Raw genomic sequence first — 16,728 nt, forward strand, 5'->3', positions numbered from 1 at the left:
GGCAAATGTTTTTAACAAAGTAATCAACAGGTTTGATGTGTCAGGGTGTTGTTTGTTGATTTTCAGTGGTTTCTGGTTTAAAAATAGCTTAAAGCGTGTCTAATATATCGGTAATGATTTTGCAACCTTCTATAAGTTCTTCGTTTGAAATGGTTAGCGGTGGCGTTATTCGTATGGCTTTAGGTTCAAAAAGAAGCCAAAAAAGAATCAATCCGTTGTCTTGAGCTTTTAATACCACGTTGTTAGTTATATCAGCTGAAGGTGTTAAAGCAGCAAGCATTAATCCTTTTCCTCGTATTTCTGTAATCAATGGATGTTTAAGGTGTTTTCGTACTAAAGCTTCTTTCTCAATAGCTTGTTGCATTAAATCACTTTCAACAACTTCTTTTAGCGTAGCATAAGCCGCAGCAGCAATAACAGGATGTCCGCCAAAGGTTGTTATATGACCAAACTTTGGGTTGTCTTGTAGTAAGTCCATAAGTTTTGTAGAGGCTGTAAACGCACCAATAGGCATACCGCCTCCAAGTCCTTTACCTGAAACTAAAATATCTGGTATGCAGTTGTAGTTTTCAAAACCAAAAAGCTTGCCTGTTCTTCCTACGCCTGGTTGGATTTCATCTAAAATTAATAGCGCACCAACTTGGTCACAACGTTTTCTAACATTTTCTAGGTAGTTGTTTTTTGGTTCTATAAAACCTGCTCCACCTTGTATGGTTTCTAAAATAACACAAGCTGTTTTTGTGGTGATGTTTTTTAAATCACTATTATCATTGAAAGTAATAAAAGAGACATCAGGCAAAAGAGGTCTAAAAGCTTGTTTTCGTTCTTCAAAGCCCATAATACTCATAGAACCCATAGTATTGCCATGATAAGCATGCTTTGCGGCAATGATTTGAGAGCGACCTGTAGCTCTTTTTGCAAGCTTTAAAGCGCCTTCTATAGCTTCTGTGCCAGAGTTTGTTAAGTAGGTTTTATTTAATGATTCTGGTAGGTGTTTAGCTAATAACTTGGCTAGGTTTACAGCAGGTTCTTGTATGTATTCACCATATACCATGACATGTAAATAGCGGTCTAGTTGCTCTTTTATAGCCGAAACAACTTTAGGGTGTTTATGGCCTAATGTGCATGCAGATACACCAGCAACAAAATCTAAATAAGCTTTGTTTTTACTGTCGTAAATATAAGATCCGTTTGCGTGAGAGACTTCCATAGCAAGAGGATTCTCTGATGTTTGCGCTTGGTATGAGAAAAAATCTGATGTCATTGTAATTAATTGTCTCCTTGTTTTTTAGGAGCTTGTTTTGGAGGATTTACTAATACACCAGAATTTTTTAAAGAATCTTCTTGAACGCGTTGTTTTTGAATCTCTTTAGGGAGGTTTCTAGAAACTTTATAAGCTTTCTTTTTCTTTTTCTTTTCTTTTAAGCCCTGTTGCTGTTTTTTGTCTTCCTTTTCGTCTTCATCTTTTTCAGCTTGATCAATACGCTCTATCATAGCCTTGTCAAAGAATTCTTCTTGAGGAACATAGTCGTCTAGCCCTTTTATGGTAGGAAGGTTTAGAGGTGGGTCATCGCTAAATAAGTCTTCTATACTTTTAGGTCGTTCTTCTTCTCGCCAAACAAAGCCACGTAGCTTTCTAGCGTTTTTAGGAAGTTCAGATTCTGGATATGTTTTTGCTTCGGCTTCTTTATATCTGTTATATTGATCTATTTCTCCTTCTTCAAAAAATATCGTAATACTTCCTGATTTTGCTTTGTCTATACCAAATAGTTCTTGCTCATCATTACGAGCATAAAAAATAGATTCGGCATTTTTGATGATATCAACCTGGTTTAAATTATTTTGGTCATCAAACAAGCCTGTAAGACTTTGACCTTTTACTTGATTGTAGCCATCTTCACTAATGGTATCTCTACTAACTATAAATGCATTTTCAAAAACAAAAAGGGAATCAATTTTTTCTGTTTCAGGATTAGATTTTATGTGAATAGTGTCTCCAGTCATTTGGTTTTGTAAATTCCATAATACCGGTGTTCTTTTTTGAGCAAAAGGGTCATTGGATGATAATCGAGCTAGATTAATCATTTGTGTTAAACCGTTTAAGTGATCTACATGCACAGAATCTGCTTTGCCACTCATGTCAGATTTATACATTTTTACATTTCTAAAAGCTCTTGTGATACGGTGTTCAGGTTTTCCTGTAACCATAAGTGTATCAGCATGCATATAGATGGAGTCCTTTTCTTGTACGGTAATTGCTAAGGCACGTTTTGTAATAAAAACAGAATCTCGTTCTTTATAAACTTCAGCATAATGTCCTTTTATGACACTATTATTAGCTGTGTCTGTTACTTTAATATTGTTTGTGGCCGAAGCAAAACTTCGGTTATTGTCAAAGTACATGCTATCTCCTTCAAAGATGCGGTTGTCATAATCTATGCGTGTTTTCTTGATGCCATAACCTATTTTGTTTTCGGTATCATAAAAACCTCGCTCGCAGTAGGTTGTGCTCTCGTCTGTGGTGATTGTAGAAGGGCCATATAAATATGCATAACCGCTTTCTGAATAAAAATCTAATTGGTTTGTATTTATTCTATAATCTGGGTGCACAAGTACAACATCATTTACGAATTGGTATTTTTTAGCATCCATGTAGTAACGTCCTATGGTACTTGTTATCGTTCCAGAAGAATCTCTAACTACACGACCACCACTTTTGTAAAAAGATTGTTGCTTGACACGGTCAAAGTAGAGTGTGTCTGTGGTTAAAGTGGAGTTGGGTTCTGTTAAAACAACATCACCACTTGCAAATGCTAATTGTGTTTTTCCGCTATATTCAGCATACTTTGCGGTCATGTTTATGGTATCTCCTTGTTTCATACTTACATTACCGTATGCTTCAATAAAGTCTTCGTTTGTGTAGAGTAGGGCTTGATCGCACCACATGTCTACGCCTTCATGCACCACGTGAATTTGACCAGAATCATCTCTTGTCATGGTTTTTATTCCTGGGTTTTTAGCATCATTAAACTCTAAAAATCCTGAATATTTTACCTCAATGCGTTTTTGTTCTTGCGCATTAGTCATGGTTGTGAACCATATTAAACAAAGAATACTGTATATGCGTAACTGTTTCAATAGATGTTGATTTTCAGCAAAAATAATGATTATAATAATCTTTGATTATGGATTATGATTTTTTTAATAGAAAAGCTTATGCGATTGTTGTTAAGGAGCTGTTTAAGTTTTAGAGAAATACAATTGATTTTCTAGGAGTTTCATGTAAATTTTTGTTGGATATAAATCAAATAATGTATTATATGATTTTGTTTTAAAGTTTATTTAAGTGAACAAGATTAGGGTTGTGAGATGTTGTATTTAGGGCTTATATAGACAAACCCTGTCATAATATTTTCATGACAGGGTTTGTGTTATATTGTAATTATGTGATCCCAATCGTTGTTGGGATGCTATAATAGTAGAACTACCTAAAAATAGTTTGTTTTCTATCAGGGCCAACAGACACTATGGTGATAGGAGTTTCAAGTTCTTTTTCTAAAAATGCGATATAATCATTTAATTCTTTAGGCATTTTTGAAGCATCAGACATTTCTGTAAGATCTTCTGACCAGCCTTTAAAATCAGTGTAAATTGGTTCTACATTTTCAGGCTCGATGTTGTATGGTAAATGTGTGATAGTTTCACCTTTGTATTTATAGGCTGTACATACTTTTAGGGTTTCGAAACCAGAAAGTACATCAGCTTTCATCATCATTAATTGTGTAACACCATTTACTTGGCAAGCATACTTTAAAGCTACTAAATCTAACCAACCACAACGACGTGGACGTCCTGTTGTTGCTCCAAATTCGTGACCAACTTTTGCCATAGTAGCACCGTCTTCATCAAATAGTTCTGTTGGGAACGGCCCAGAACCAACACGTGTTGTGTATGCTTTGAAAATACCAAAAACATCACCAATTCTGTTTGGAGCAATACCTAAACCTGTGCATGCTCCGGCTGCTGTTGTATTGCTTGATGTTACAAATGGATATGTACCGAAGTCTATGTCTAATAATGAGCCCTGAGCGCCTTCAGCCAAAATGGTTTTTTTGTCTTTTTGAGCTTGAAAGATATATGCTTCAGAGTCTATAAGTTTTAATGATTTTAAGACTTTAACAGCTTCAAAGAATTCTTTCTCTAACTCGGCTAAATCATACTGTACATCTACATCATAGAACGCAATCATGGATTCATGTTTGTCTGCAAGAGCGCGGTATTTTTCTTTCCAGTCAGCCAATTCTAAATCACCTACACGAATACCGTTTCTTCCGGTTTTATCCATGTAAGTTGGTCCGATACCTTTTAGAGTTGAACCTATTTTTGCTTTTCCTTTTGAAGCCTCACTAGCAGCGTCTAGTAAGCGGTGTGTAGGTAGTATGATGTGCGCTTTTCTAGAGATAAAAAGGTTTTTTTTGTAATCAACGCCTTGTGCTTCTAGGTTGTCTAGTTCTTTTTTGAAAATGACAGGATCTATAACAACACCATTTCCTACTAAATTGACTGCGTCGTCATGAAAAATTCCTGAAGGAATGGTATGTAAAACGTGTTTTTTACCATTAAATACTAGTGTGTGACCAGCGTTAGGCCCACCTTGAAATCTAGCAATAATGTTGTATTTGGAGGTAAGAACATCAACAATTTTTCCTTTGCCTTCGTCTCCCCATTGTAATCCTAGTAGTAAATCTACTGCCATTATAAAATATGTTATTTAGTTGTTTTTTTGTTGCCGTAAAAGTAAAGTGAGTGGTTTGTGATTTCAATATCAAAAACTTCTTCAATTGTTTTTTTGATAGATTGTATGCGAGGGTCGCAAAATTCTATCACTTCACCAGTATCAGTTAGAATTACATGGTCGTGTTGTTTGTCAAAGTAAGATTTCTCATAATGAGCTTGGTTTTGACCAAACTGATGCTTCCTAACTAATCCGCACTCTAAAAGTAGTTCTATAGTATTGTAAAGTGTGGCTCTACTAACGCGATACTTTTTGTTTTTCATGTTGAGGTATAATGATTCTATATCAAAATGCTCCTCACTATCATAAATTTCTTGAAGAATAGCGTAGCGTTCCGGTGTTTTTCTATGTCCATTTTCCTCTAGGTAGGCTGTAAAGACATTTTTAACAATTTCCTGGTTTTTTATATCTGTTTTTACACTCATAATTTCAATGCAAATTTACACTTATTTTTAAACTCTGTATACTTTATCTATACCATTAATTTTTTTTAGATTATCCATAAGTTTTTTTAACATGGTATTGTTTTGTACAACTACGTTAATTTTACCAGAGAAAACGCCATCATCACTTTCAAAACTGATGCTTTTCATATTGACATGCATGTTTGATGATATGACTTGTGTAATGTTGTTTACGAGTCCTAAATTATCTATACCAGAGAGTTTTATTTGTGTTGCAAATTCTTGTTGCGAAGAATCAATCCATTTTGCAGTCATGATTCTGTATGCATAGTTTGATTGTAAACTTACAGCATTAGGGCAGTTTTTTTTATGCACTTTTAGGCCATCGTTTATGGTAAGGAAACCGAATACAGGATCTCCTGGAATTGGATTACAGCAATTTGCAAATTTGTAATCTAATTTTTCTTCTTCTTTACCAAAAACTAATTGATCATATTTTGATGTTATTTCATCTTTTTCTAGTTCTTCTTTTGGAATGGAAGGTTTTCTAGAGATTTTGTTTTTTAAGTAGCTCATAAAGGCATTGCTTCTGGATGAGGCAAAGTCTTTAAGCATGGCATTGTCTATTGTGCCAACACCAACACGATAAAATAAGTCTAGACTGGTTTTTAGTTTAAAATGATTAACGAGTTGGTTAATAGATTTTTCATCTAAATTTATTTTGAGCTGTTTTAGTTTACGGCGTAAAATTTCTTTTCCGTCTTCAGCAATTTCTTTTTTATCTTCTTTAAGAGCTGATTTAATTTTGCTTCTAGCACGAGCTGTTGTGGCATAATCTAGCCAGTTAGGGTTAGGTTTTGCACTTTCAGAGGTTAACACATCAACACGGTCACCGCTTTTTAGAGTATGGCTTAAAGGGACTAGTTTACCGTTTACTTTAACGCCACGAGTTTTCATGCCTACTTCTGTGTGGATACTAAAAGCAAAATCAAGAGGTGTTGCGCCTTTAGGTAATGATTTTAAATCGCCTTTTGGGGTGAAAACAAAAATTTCTTTAGAGTAAAGATTTAGTTTGAACTGCTCTACAAAGTCTACAGCATTAGTTTCAGGGCTTTCTAAAGCTTCTTGAAGTTTTGATATCCAGGAGTCTAAACTGTCGTCATTGTCATTGCCTTCTTTGTATTTGTAGTGTGCTGCATAGCCTTTTTCAGCAATTTCATTCATACGTTCACTACGAATTTGTACTTCTACCCAGCGTCCTTTAGGGCCTACAACGGTAATATGAAGAGCCTCGTAGCCTGTTGACTTTGGAGAGGATATCCAATCACGAAGCCTTGTTGGGTTTGGTCTAAAATGATCTGTAACAATAGAGTAAATTTTCCAAGCAAGGAACTTTTCATTATCAAGATCACTGTTGTAAATAATTCTTACCGCAAACTTGTCATATACTTCATCAAAGGTGACACCTTGATTAAGCATTTTTCTGCGTATAGAAAATATAGATTTAGGGCGTCCTTTGATTTCGTAATTCAGCCTCTCTTTATCTAGAGAGGTTCTGATAACATCACTAAACTCTTTTATATAAGCATCTTGTTCTTCTTTACTTTCTTTAATTTTTGTTAGGATGTCATTGTATACTTCAGGTTCTGTGTATTTTAGGCCTAAATCTTCTAGTTCGGTTTTTATATTGTATAAACCTATTCTATGAGCTAATGGTGCATAAATGTAAAGGGTTTCAGATGCGATTTTTACTTGTTTGTCAGCACGCATAGAGTCCATAGTTTGCATGTTGTGCAACCTGTCAGCAATTTTTATGATTATAACTCTTACATCATCATTGAGTGTAAGTAGCATTTTTCTAAAATTTTCTGCTTGTAGAGAAATATCGGTAGATTTGTTTAGAGAGGAAATTTTTGTAAGTCCATCAACAATACGCGCTACAGTTTCACCAAAAAGTTGTTCAATGTCAGAAATAGCATAGTTTTCGTTGTCTTCAACAACATCGTGTAGTAATGCAGCGGCAATAGATGTTGCGTCAAGTCCAATTTCTTGAGCTACAATTTTAGCCACAGCAATAGGATGGAAAATGTATGCTTCTCCAGATTTTCTTCGTTGTTCGCTGTGTGCATCTAAAGCGACTTCAAAGGCTTTTCTTATTAGTTTTTTGTCGTCATCAGAAAGCGTTCTATAACTTACTCTAAGGAGCTCTTTGTAGGCTTTGGCAATGGCAGCGTTCTCTTTTTCTATATCAATTTCTGTCATATAACTAAAATAAGATAAAGAAACTTAATGAGCAATAGTTTGTTTTGGTTTTTATAGGACTTTTGTAGAAAATACGTTCCGCATTTATCAGAGAAGTATGTATTAAGCTTTCATAAATTACTTGTTTTTTTACGAAGTATTTTTCTTTGAATTGTATTTGACCATTTTTTTCAAATAGCTTACTTCTTTAAGTTTTGAACTCGCTTTAATAATGAAGGATGCGAATAGTGCATAAAAACATAAGCAGGATGCGGTGTAAGGTTGCTTAAGCTGTTTTTAGATAGTTTTTTTAAGGCAGAAATTAGCGGTTGAGCTTTGTAAGTGTGCTTTGCATAATCATCAGCTTGGTATTCAAATTTTCTTGAGAACCAGTTCATAATTAAACCTGTGATTTCAGAAATAGGCGCATACAGCATTCCAAAAGCTATTAAGCCAATATGAAAGCTTGGTGTTTTTACACCAATGGCTTGTGATAATATAGGGTTTGAAATAAATATAGAAAGGATGTATAGTGTAATACCTGTTAAGATAACCGATGCAACAAGGTTAAAAATAATGTGTTTCTTTTTGTAATGTCCAACTTCATGCGCTAATACAGCCACAATTTCTTCATCATTTAAATCATTGATTAAGGTGTCATAAAGTGTAACACGTTTTTCGCTGCCAAACCCAGAGAAATAAGCATTGGCTTTTGTACTACGTTTAGAACCATCAATTACAAATATTTTATCTAGTTTAAAACCAACGGTATTTGCGTAAGCTGATATTTTATCACGTAATGTACCAGGTTCAAGAGGTGTTTGTTTGTTGAATATAGGTACTATTAATTTAGAGTAAAACATATTCATAAACACTGTAAAAGCAGTTATTAAAGCCCAAGTATAAAGCCAAAAGTTTGTTTTTGTAGCTTGATAAAACCAGATGATTAAGGCTAAAATGCCACCACCAACTATAGCCATCATTACCCAGCTTTTTATCTTATCTAAGAAGAATATTTGTTTGGTAGTTTTATTAAATCCAAATCGTTCTTCTATTACAAAGGTTTTATAGTAAGAAAATGGCGTTGTGATGATGTCACTGCCTATCATAATAATGCCAAAGAAAACTAACGCTATAACTATCGCGTTGTCACTAAATTCTCTTGCTATATTGTCAATGTATTCAAAACCGTCAAACACTAAAAAAACCAATGTAAGCAGAAGCGAAAAGGAGCTTGTAATAACACCAAACTTATAATTTGTTGTTTTGTAAGCTTGTGATTTTTTATAATCAGCTTCGTCATAAACATCTTTTAAGGTTTCAGGAATTGTATCATTAAAATGTTTTGCGTTGAGGGCATCTAAAACTTTGTCAACAATAAAGTTGATAATAATAATGGCTATGATGATGTAGAAAAGCGTAGTAGCTGTCATTTAAAATTGCGTTGTCGTTTTGTTTCAAAAATAAGTATTCCTGCAGCAACAGAGACATTCATAGAGTCTATTTCGCCTTGCATAGGGATAATGATATTTTGGGTAGAAGCTGTAAGCCATTCATCACTTAAGCCTGTAGCTTCAGTGCCAACAACAATGGCTGTAGGCTTTGTGTAGTCTTGTGTGTGGTAGTTTACCGAAGCCTGTAAAGCTGCACAGTAAATATGTATGCTGTTAGCTTTTAGGTAGGTTATAATTTGTGTTGTGGTTCCTGTGGCAATAGGTTTTGTAAACACACAACCCACGCTAGAACGAATAATATTGGGGTTGTACAAATCGGTTTTAGGATTAGCAATTATAACAGCGTCAACATTAGCAGCATCGGCAGTACGTAAAATAGCACCTATATTGCCTGGCTTTTCAGGAGCTTCAGCAACTAAAATTAGTGGGTTTGTAGAGCTTAACTGAATATCGTTAAGGCTGTGTTGTTTTGATTTTGCAACAGCAAGAACGCCTTCGGTAGTGTCTCTATGTGCTAGCTTTTGATAGACCTCTTTAGATATTTCTATGATATTGTATGGTGTATCTATTAGACTTTTTAGTTCTGATTCAGAAATTAACTCTGAATAAAATAAAACCGTTTCAATAGTATAGTCTCCTTTTATAGCTAATGATAATTCGCGTTTACCTTCAATTAAAAAATTTCCCGTTTTTTTACGAGCTCGAGATTTTTCCTTGAGTTGGAATAGGTCTTTTATAAAAGCGTTTTGAACGCTTGTAATTTGCTTTGTCATAATGAATAGCAAAAGTAAGGTTTTTGTTTAAACTATAATTTAAAAAAAAGCGAGTCTATCAGACCCGCTTTTTATATTATTGATTTTTGTATTTATTTGAATAACGTTGCCAGAGTTCGGTTTGGTGAGTTTCTAAACTTATATCGCGTCCTTGAATAAAAGCTTTTATTAACTGGTTGGTTCGCATATCAAGAGCATCACCTTCACTAATGAATAGTGTAGCATCTTTACCTACTTCTAGTGAACCACAAATCTCATCAACGCCTAATATTTTTGCTGTATTAGAGGTGATAAGTTTTAGAGCTTCTTCCTTATCAAGTCCGTAAGCTGCGCAAGTTCCAGCATAAAAAGGCAAGTTTCTTGAGTTCATACGTTCCATATCACCGTTTGCTTGTAGAGCAACCAGAATACCTTTGTCTACTAATAGTTTTGCAGCTTTAAAAGGTAGGTCATAGTCTTCATCATCAGTATTAGGTCGACTATGCACACGGTTCAATATAACAGCAATGTTATGCTGTTTTAGTAAATCGGTTACTTTGTAAGCTTCGTATCCACCAACTATAACTGTGTTTTTTACACCTGTATCTTTGGCAAACATAATAGCGTCTGTTATGCTTTTTTCATCATTGGCATGAATATATAGCGTTTTACTTCCAGTAAAAACAGGTTTCAAAGCATTAAAAGGAAGATGTTTTGTATTATTATCTCCGTTATTATAAGCTTTGCTTTGTGTAATGTAAGATGTTAGTGCTTCAATTTGCTTTCCGTAATTATCATTAGGCTTTAATGTTGCCGGTTCTCCAAGCCACCAGCGACCTCTTGAGTAAGGATTTGGCCAGTTTAAATGAATGCCATCATCTGTTTTTATTGAAGCGTCTTCCCAGTTCCAAGCATCAAACTGTACAACTGATGATGTGCCAGAAATACGACCGCCTTGCGGTGTGATTTGCCCCATTAAAACGCCATTAGGACGCATACTTTCTATGATTTTAGATTCGGTGTTGTAAGCAATCAAACTACGGATGTGTGGATTCATTTGCCCTACTTCTCGGTTGTCTTGCGTGGCTCTTACGGCATCAATTTCTACCAAACCTAATGTTGAGTTAGGAATGATAAACCCTGGATATATATGCTTGCCTTTAGCATTGATTATAGTTCCTTTTCTTGCAATTTTTGCCATAGCACTACCGACAAATGTAAGCTTACCGTTTTCAAACATGATTAATGAGTTTTCAATAACATCACCAGTTCCGAGGTGTGCGGTAGCGCCTTCAATAGTTATAGCTTGCACTTGTTTTGATGCAGGTGTTTGTTGTGCTGTTATTGTTGATACACACAACAATAAAACGAATACAGTAAATAGTTTTAAAATTTTCATAGTGTTTTAGTTTTGGTGATCAACAGTGTCACAGTGTAATATGTGCTTTTCTTTGTTTTTAATTGGTTGTGTTTTTAAGCCTTTATTTTTTGCTTGAAGCATCATAGTAATAAGCTCGTTCTTTTCTTTTTTCATATCGGCGCGCATGGCTTTATCTTTTTCTATATCAAAATAGACAGCGCCTTCAATAATGGTTTTTTCGGCTTTAGCGTATATTGATAATGGGTTGTTAGACCATAGAACCACATCGGCATCTTTACCAATTTTAATACTTCCTACACGGTTATCAATATGTAAAAGTTTTGCAGGGTTTAGTGTTACAAATTTCCAAGCATCTTCTTCAGTCATGCCTCCGTATTTAACAGTTTTTGCGGCTTCTTGATTTAAACGTCTAGACATTTCGGCGTCGTCACTATTTATAGCAACAGTAACGCCTTGATTGTGCATGATTGCCGCATTGTAAGGAATTGCATCGTTGACTTCATATTTGTAAGCCCACCAATCACTAAAGGTTGAGCCACCAACGCCATGAGCTTTCATTTTATCAGCTAGTTTGTAGCCTTCTAAAATGTGCGTAAAGGTGTTGATGTTAAAATTGAATTGTTCTGCCACTTTCATAAGCATATTTATTTCGCTTTGCACATAGGAGTGACAAGAAATAAATCGTTCTTTATTTAGAATTTCAGCGAGTGTTTCTAATTCTAAATCTTTGCGATACGGTTTCCCGCTTTTTTTAAGAGCGTCATACTCTTGTGCTCTGGTAAAATAATCGATATATACTTGTTCTACACCCATTCTTGTTTGTGGGAATCGGGTTCTTGCATTATCACCCCAATTAGATTGTTTAACATTTTCACCCAAAGCAAATTTTATAAATTTTGGCGTGTTGTTGTAAATAAGTTGATTGGCAGACTCTCCCCATTTTAGTTTGATGATAGCCGAACGGCCACCAATAGGATTTGCTGATCCATGTAGAATTTGGATTGATGTAACGCCACCTGCTAAATTGCGATAAATATCAATGTCTTCAGGGTTTACAACATCTTCAATAGTAACTTCGGCTGAAGAGTTTTGACCGGCTTCATTTACGGCGTCAGTAGCAATATGCGAATGCTCATCTATAATACCAGCAGTTAGGTGTTTTCCTGTGGCATCAATTACTTGTGCATTGCTGGTAGATAAGTTTGTGCCTATTTTAGCAATTTTTCCATCTTTGATTAAAACGTCTGTTTGCTTGAGGATGCCTTCGTTTTCGTTTGTCCAAACAGTAGCGTTTTTAAATAAAATAGTTTCTTGTTGAGGTAGTGTTTTAGAGCCAAAAGCTTCGTTAGGATATGTTACAGGAAATAGTTTAACAGTATCGTCATTCTTTTTATCATTGTCATTTTTTGTTTCATCAGCTTTTTCAATTTTTGTAGCATAAAATGATGTTTCATTTCCGTTTGGTAAAATAGCTTTTCCGTTTAGGTTTTTTGAGGCTGTTACTCTTGATGATAACCTAATGTAGTCTTGTTTTGTAGTATCAATACTAGAGAATGTTATGTTTACCCAATCATCTTTATACGTTATTTTAGAGCCTAAATTGTTGTCGTCTGTTTTTATGCTAGATTTAAGCTTGCTTAACTCTCCAGAAATTGAAAGTTCGTAATCGGTGCCAGCTATAGACAGTTTGTAGTCGCCACGAATATCTGTAGTATTCATAGGTACAATTTCATGTTTTTTTCCTTTTACCCAATTTTCATAAAGCGTTGTTTCTTTTTCAAAAACATCACCCGAAGTAATTAAAAAGTTTGCGTATGCGCCATTTTTAAGAGTTCCTAAAGTGTTTTCTTTGCCTAGTATTTTTGCAGGAACAGTTGTTAGAGCCTCAAGAGCTTTGGTTTTGTCTAGACCGTATTCAATGGCCTTTTGAATGTTAGGCATGAAATCTTTAGGAGCTTTAAGTCCGTGAAGTGTTAATGTAAATGGCACGTTTTTTTCTGCTAAAAATTTTGGGTTTGCAGGTTTTTGGTTCCATTCACGTAAGTCTGATAAACTTGCAGCTTGAGCTAAAAGCGGATCTTCAACATCATAAGCATCAGGGAAATCTAATGGGATAATAAATGTAGCATTGGTAGCCTTGATAGCATCTATGCGCTCGTATTCATCGCCACCACCTACAATAACATATTGTGTGTTAAATTCATCACCTAGTTTATCTAATCGGAGCGCATTCATTTTATTTCCAGCATGAATAACCTGTACTAGGGATTTATTTTTGTTAAATGCCTCTAAAGAGCGATCGGTAGTTTTAGCAAGGCCTTTTGCATACCAATCAGCATCATAATTTACTTGTCTTAAAAGTGCCATTGTACCCATTAATGATGTAGGATAGGCTTGCCTTGAAGCCACACTTTTTCTTAATGATAAATATTGTATTGAATTGTTATCTAATATTCTGTCAGCATCGCTTCCTTGAGGAATTAAGGCAATTAAGCTTCCTGTTCCCTGAATAATACCATCAGGAATGTGAGTGTTAACAACACCAAAGCCGGCTTTTCGTAAGTCTTCAGCAGTTTTATCATTAAAGTTGAAATGATCAATAGCCTTTTGTTCAGGTCTGATATGATCATTCCAGTAGTAGCCTTCACGGTTAGAGTCGTATTGTGGTGACCTAGAACTTGCAGCAGCTTTGGGTTTGCTTACACCAAAAGCAGAATAGATATCAATAAATGAAGGGTATATTGTTTTGCCTTCAATATTAATTATCACTGTGTTTTTTGGAATTGAAACTGATGAGCCAGAAGCCACTACTTTGCCATCTTTTATAAGAAGTGTTCCTTTTTCAATAATTTGTGTTGGCGAGGTGTAAATTTTAGCATTTGTAAATGCTGTGAAGTTTGAATTGGTTGTTTTTACACCATCGTTTTTTGGAAAATAGTCTTGTGCAGATAATGAAAAAGTACACAAAACCATTACGATAACTAAATATTTTTTTATCATTTGGTATGGGTTAGAAATTTTAAGCTTAAATATAGTTAATATGTGTTGTTTAAGATTTCTATTTTATTTTTTTAACATTTACAAGTCATGTTTTTCAAAGTAATTCACTACAAGTGCTACCACATAGCTATAGCTTTTCATACCGTCTTTTTGATTATTGGCTTGAAGGTATGAGTTATAGGTTTTTTTAAACAAAGGTTCAGTTGGATTTTTGTAGCTATCCCAAAACAGTTGTACTTCTTTATAATTTTTTAAAATACCTATGTTGATGTTTTCTGCGATACAAATATATAATTCAGGATCCCTTAAATAAACTTCATTAAGGCAATGACGTAGTGCAAATGTGTAGCCAGAATATTTAAAGTAGATATCGGGATGATTTATAGCTGCCAAACTTCCAATAAAGTTAGCTTCATTTTCAGCAGCATAACCAAGTTGGTGAGCAACTTCATGAGACGCTGTTGTAGGAAATTTGTAAGACGGAATTAAACCATCTACTTGCGCTTCGTTTGTTAATGGGTTTAAATAACCGCTAAAACCCATGTAGGTTAGCGGTAAGCTAAATAGAGATTTTTTAATACTAATCGGTTTGTATTCTAAATGCGGATACGTTTCTTTTAAAACATCATAGCCTTTAGGAATAAGATTTAAAATGTCTCTTTTAGAATAGGGGAATACCACTTTTAAAGTGTCGTTTTTTGTAATGTCAAACTGTATTGAATTAGATTTTTCTATTAGCTTTTTTGAGACACTAACTAATTGTTCTGTGGTGTAATCTGCATCTAGATGTAAATTTGTATGAAGAGGTTTTCTATAATAATTTAATGCCCAAAACACATGAAATGCAGAATAGATAACAGAAATGGTAGAAAATACATCAATAAACCACTGCTTTGTGTTTTTCCTCAAGCGTTGCTTGTTAATAATAAACCATCTAAAAATGTAAATGATGGCAAGCGCATAAAAAATATCGCCAAAAGAAAACGGAAGCCAGCCAAAAACGTATCGTAATACTTTAGAAATAATAGGGTAAATACCGTTACTGTAATAAGTTTCTATAAATTCAGGGAATCTAGAAAGAGCTTTTACAATAACGTATAGCGGAATTATAGCAAACGCTAAATAAGGTTTTGGGTGTTTCAGCATCTTTCAAAAATAAGGAAATGTTTGTAATACTCTATGAGTTATAACTACCTTTGTGAAAGTAAAAAAAACAGACACAATGAATTCAGAAATAAGAGAATTAGAACCAAAACAACTTTGGAATAAGTTTGCCGATTTAAATGCTGTACCAAGAGCTTCTAAAAAAGAAGAACAGGTTATTGCGTTTATGAAAGACTTTGGTAAAAATCTAGGACTAGAAACTATAGAAGATGAAGTAGGAAATGTTATCATTAAGAAGCCAGCAACCGCAGGTATGGAAGACAGAACAACTGTGGTTATGCAATCGCATTTAGATATGGTACATCAAAAAAATGCAGATACCAATTTTGATTTTGCTACACAAGGTATTGCAATGTATGTAGATGGAGATTGGGTTCGTGCAAAAGGTACTACGCTTGGAGCAGACAATGGTTTAGGTGTTGCGACAATTATGGCTATTTTAGAAAGCACTGACATAGCACATCCTGCAATAGAAGCTTTATTTACCATTGATGAAGAAACAGGTATGACAGGCGCTATGGGACTTAAAGGAGGTTTGCTAGAAGGCGGTATTCTTTTAAATCTTGATACCGAAGAAGATGACGAAATAGGTGTTGGTTGTGCTGGTGGAGTAGATGTTACAGCAAGACGTAGCTATAAAGAGGAAGAGACACCAGAGTTTAAAACTGGATTTACTGTAACAGTAAAAGGTTTACAAGGTGGACATTCAGGAATGCAAATTCATGAAGGATTAGGAAATGCAAATAAAATAATGAACCGTTTATTGTTTGATGGTTTTGAGAATTTTGGATTGCGTATTTCTGAAATAGACGGAGGAAGTCTTCGTAATGCAATACCTAGAGAGAGTAAAGCCATTGTAGCTATAGATAGTATGCATGAAGATGCTTTTATTATGGAAATGGCTCAAATGGCACAAGTCATTAAAACAGAGCTGAAAACTATGGAGCCAGATTTAGAAATAGAGGTTTCAAAATCTGAAACACCAAAAATGATTATGGATTTAGGTGTTCAAGAAGGGCTTACACGTGCGCTTTATGCCGCTCTAAATGGTGTTTATAGAATGAGTGCCGATATTCCTGATTTAGTAGAAACATCAAATAACATAGCGCGAGTTATTGTAAAAGATGGTGAGATAAAAATAGGCTGTTTAACACGTTCTTCAGTTGAAAGTTCTAAATGGGATTTGGCTAATACATTACGCGCAACGTTTGAATTGACTGGTTGTGAAGTGGCGTTTTCAGGTGATTATCCTGGTTGGGCTCCAAATATGGACTCACCAATCCTTAAAGTACTTGATGCTTTATATGAAGAAATGAATGGAGAAAAAGCACATGTAGCTGCTTGTCACGCTGGTTTAGAGTGTGGTATTTTAGGACAAAATTATCCAGATATGGATATGATAAGTTTTGGGCCAACTATAAAAGGAGCGCACTCTCCTGATGAACGAGCAAGTATAAGTTCAGCACAAAAATATTGGAAGTTTGTTCTTGAGATTTTAAAACAAATTCCTAAAAAATAACCCCAAAAAAAAGCAGCT

General features: G+C 34.8%; 11 protein-coding genes. 1 reads left to right on the forward strand and 10 read right to left on the reverse strand.

Going from position 1 to position 16,728, the window contains the following annotated elements:
* Window positions 1-88 precede the first annotated feature (88 nt).
* From ABD690_RS07010 to ABD690_RS07055, 10 genes are all read right to left on the reverse strand, one after another.
* On the reverse strand, window positions 89-1,264 hold the full coding sequence (locus tag ABD690_RS07010; RefSeq protein ID WP_344728716.1) for an aspartate aminotransferase family protein: 1,176 nt from the start codon (window positions 1,262-1,264) through the stop codon (window positions 89-91).
* A gap of 5 nt (window positions 1,265-1,269) precedes the next feature.
* Window positions 1,270-3,087: an OstA-like protein gene (locus tag ABD690_RS07015; RefSeq protein ID WP_344728718.1), complete on the reverse strand. Its 1,818-nt coding sequence runs from the start codon at window positions 3,085-3,087 to the stop codon at window positions 1,270-1,272.
* 397 nt (window positions 3,088-3,484) lie between these two features.
* Window positions 3,485-4,756, reverse strand: a complete 1,272-nt coding sequence (locus ABD690_RS07020; protein WP_344728720.1) for an adenylosuccinate synthase — start codon at window positions 4,754-4,756, stop codon at window positions 3,485-3,487.
* 11 nt (window positions 4,757-4,767) lie between these two features.
* Window positions 4,768-5,220 (reverse strand): Fur family transcriptional regulator, encoded by a 453-nt coding sequence (locus tag ABD690_RS07025; RefSeq protein WP_344728722.1) that lies wholly within the window; start codon window positions 5,218-5,220, stop codon window positions 4,768-4,770.
* A 27-nt stretch (window positions 5,221-5,247) separates the two neighbouring features.
* Window positions 5,248-7,461: a RelA/SpoT family protein gene (locus tag ABD690_RS07030; RefSeq protein ID WP_344728724.1), complete on the reverse strand. Its 2,214-nt coding sequence runs from the start codon at window positions 7,459-7,461 to the stop codon at window positions 5,248-5,250.
* Window positions 7,462-7,640: 179 nt separating this feature from the next.
* Window positions 7,641-8,873, reverse strand: a complete 1,233-nt coding sequence (locus ABD690_RS07035) for a M48 family metallopeptidase (protein ID WP_344728726.1) — start codon at window positions 8,871-8,873, stop codon at window positions 7,641-7,643.
* A complete protein-coding gene (locus ABD690_RS07040; protein ID WP_344728728.1) occupies window positions 8,870-9,667 on the reverse strand; it encodes a TrmH family RNA methyltransferase in 798 nt (265 codons plus the stop codon). Before ABD690_RS07040 ends, ABD690_RS07035 begins: the two co-directional genes overlap by 4 nt.
* 76 nt (window positions 9,668-9,743) lie before the next feature.
* Window positions 9,744-11,045: an amidohydrolase family protein gene (locus tag ABD690_RS07045; protein WP_344728730.1), complete on the reverse strand. Its 1,302-nt coding sequence runs from the start codon at window positions 11,043-11,045 to the stop codon at window positions 9,744-9,746.
* A gap of 6 nt (window positions 11,046-11,051) precedes the next feature.
* A complete protein-coding gene (locus tag ABD690_RS07050) occupies window positions 11,052-14,027 on the reverse strand; it encodes an amidohydrolase family protein (RefSeq protein ID WP_344728733.1) in 2,976 nt (991 codons plus the stop codon).
* 78 nt (window positions 14,028-14,105) lie between these two features.
* On the reverse strand, window positions 14,106-15,173 hold the full coding sequence (locus tag ABD690_RS07055; RefSeq protein ID WP_344728735.1) for a DUF3810 domain-containing protein: 1,068 nt from the start codon (window positions 15,171-15,173) through the stop codon (window positions 14,106-14,108).
* Window positions 15,174-15,249: 76 nt separating this feature from the next.
* On the opposite strand from ABD690_RS07055, the gene ABD690_RS07060 reads away from it, so the two are divergent.
* A complete protein-coding gene (locus tag ABD690_RS07060; RefSeq protein ID WP_344728737.1) occupies window positions 15,250-16,710 on the forward strand; it encodes an aminoacyl-histidine dipeptidase in 1,461 nt (486 codons plus the stop codon).
* Window positions 16,711-16,728 lie beyond the last annotated feature (18 nt).

This window comes from Corallibacter vietnamensis (assembly GCF_039537875.1).
GTDB lineage: Bacteria > Bacteroidota > Bacteroidia > Flavobacteriales > Flavobacteriaceae > Corallibacter > Corallibacter vietnamensis.

Excerpts from the sequence above, each read along its gene's own strand:
- ABD690_RS07010 (WP_344728716.1), bottom strand. The coding sequence starts at position 1,264 with ATGACATCAGATTTTTTCTCATACCAAGCGCAAACATCAGAGAATCCT.
- ABD690_RS07015 (WP_344728718.1), bottom strand. The coding sequence starts at position 3,087 with ATGACTAATGCGCAAGAACAAAAACGCATTGAGGTAAAATATTCAGGA.
- ABD690_RS07020 (WP_344728720.1), bottom strand. The coding sequence starts at position 4,756 with ATGGCAGTAGATTTACTACTAGGATTACAATGGGGAGACGAAGGCAAA.
- ABD690_RS07025 (WP_344728722.1), bottom strand. The coding sequence starts at position 5,220 with ATGAGTGTAAAAACAGATATAAAAAACCAGGAAATTGTTAAAAATGTC.
- ABD690_RS07030 (WP_344728724.1), bottom strand. The coding sequence starts at position 7,461 with ATGACAGAAATTGATATAGAAAAAGAGAACGCTGCCATTGCCAAAGCC.
- ABD690_RS07035 (WP_344728726.1), bottom strand. The coding sequence starts at position 8,873 with ATGACAGCTACTACGCTTTTCTACATCATCATAGCCATTATTATTATC.
- ABD690_RS07040 (WP_344728728.1), bottom strand. The coding sequence starts at position 9,667 with ATGACAAAGCAAATTACAAGCGTTCAAAACGCTTTTATAAAAGACCTA.
- ABD690_RS07045 (WP_344728730.1), bottom strand. The coding sequence starts at position 11,045 with ATGAAAATTTTAAAACTATTTACTGTATTCGTTTTATTGTTGTGTGTA.
- ABD690_RS07050 (WP_344728733.1), bottom strand. The coding sequence starts at position 14,027 with ATGATAAAAAAATATTTAGTTATCGTAATGGTTTTGTGTACTTTTTCA.
- ABD690_RS07055 (WP_344728735.1), bottom strand. The coding sequence starts at position 15,173 with ATGCTGAAACACCCAAAACCTTATTTAGCGTTTGCTATAATTCCGCTA.
- ABD690_RS07060 (WP_344728737.1), top strand. The coding sequence starts at position 15,250 with ATGAATTCAGAAATAAGAGAATTAGAACCAAAACAACTTTGGAATAAG.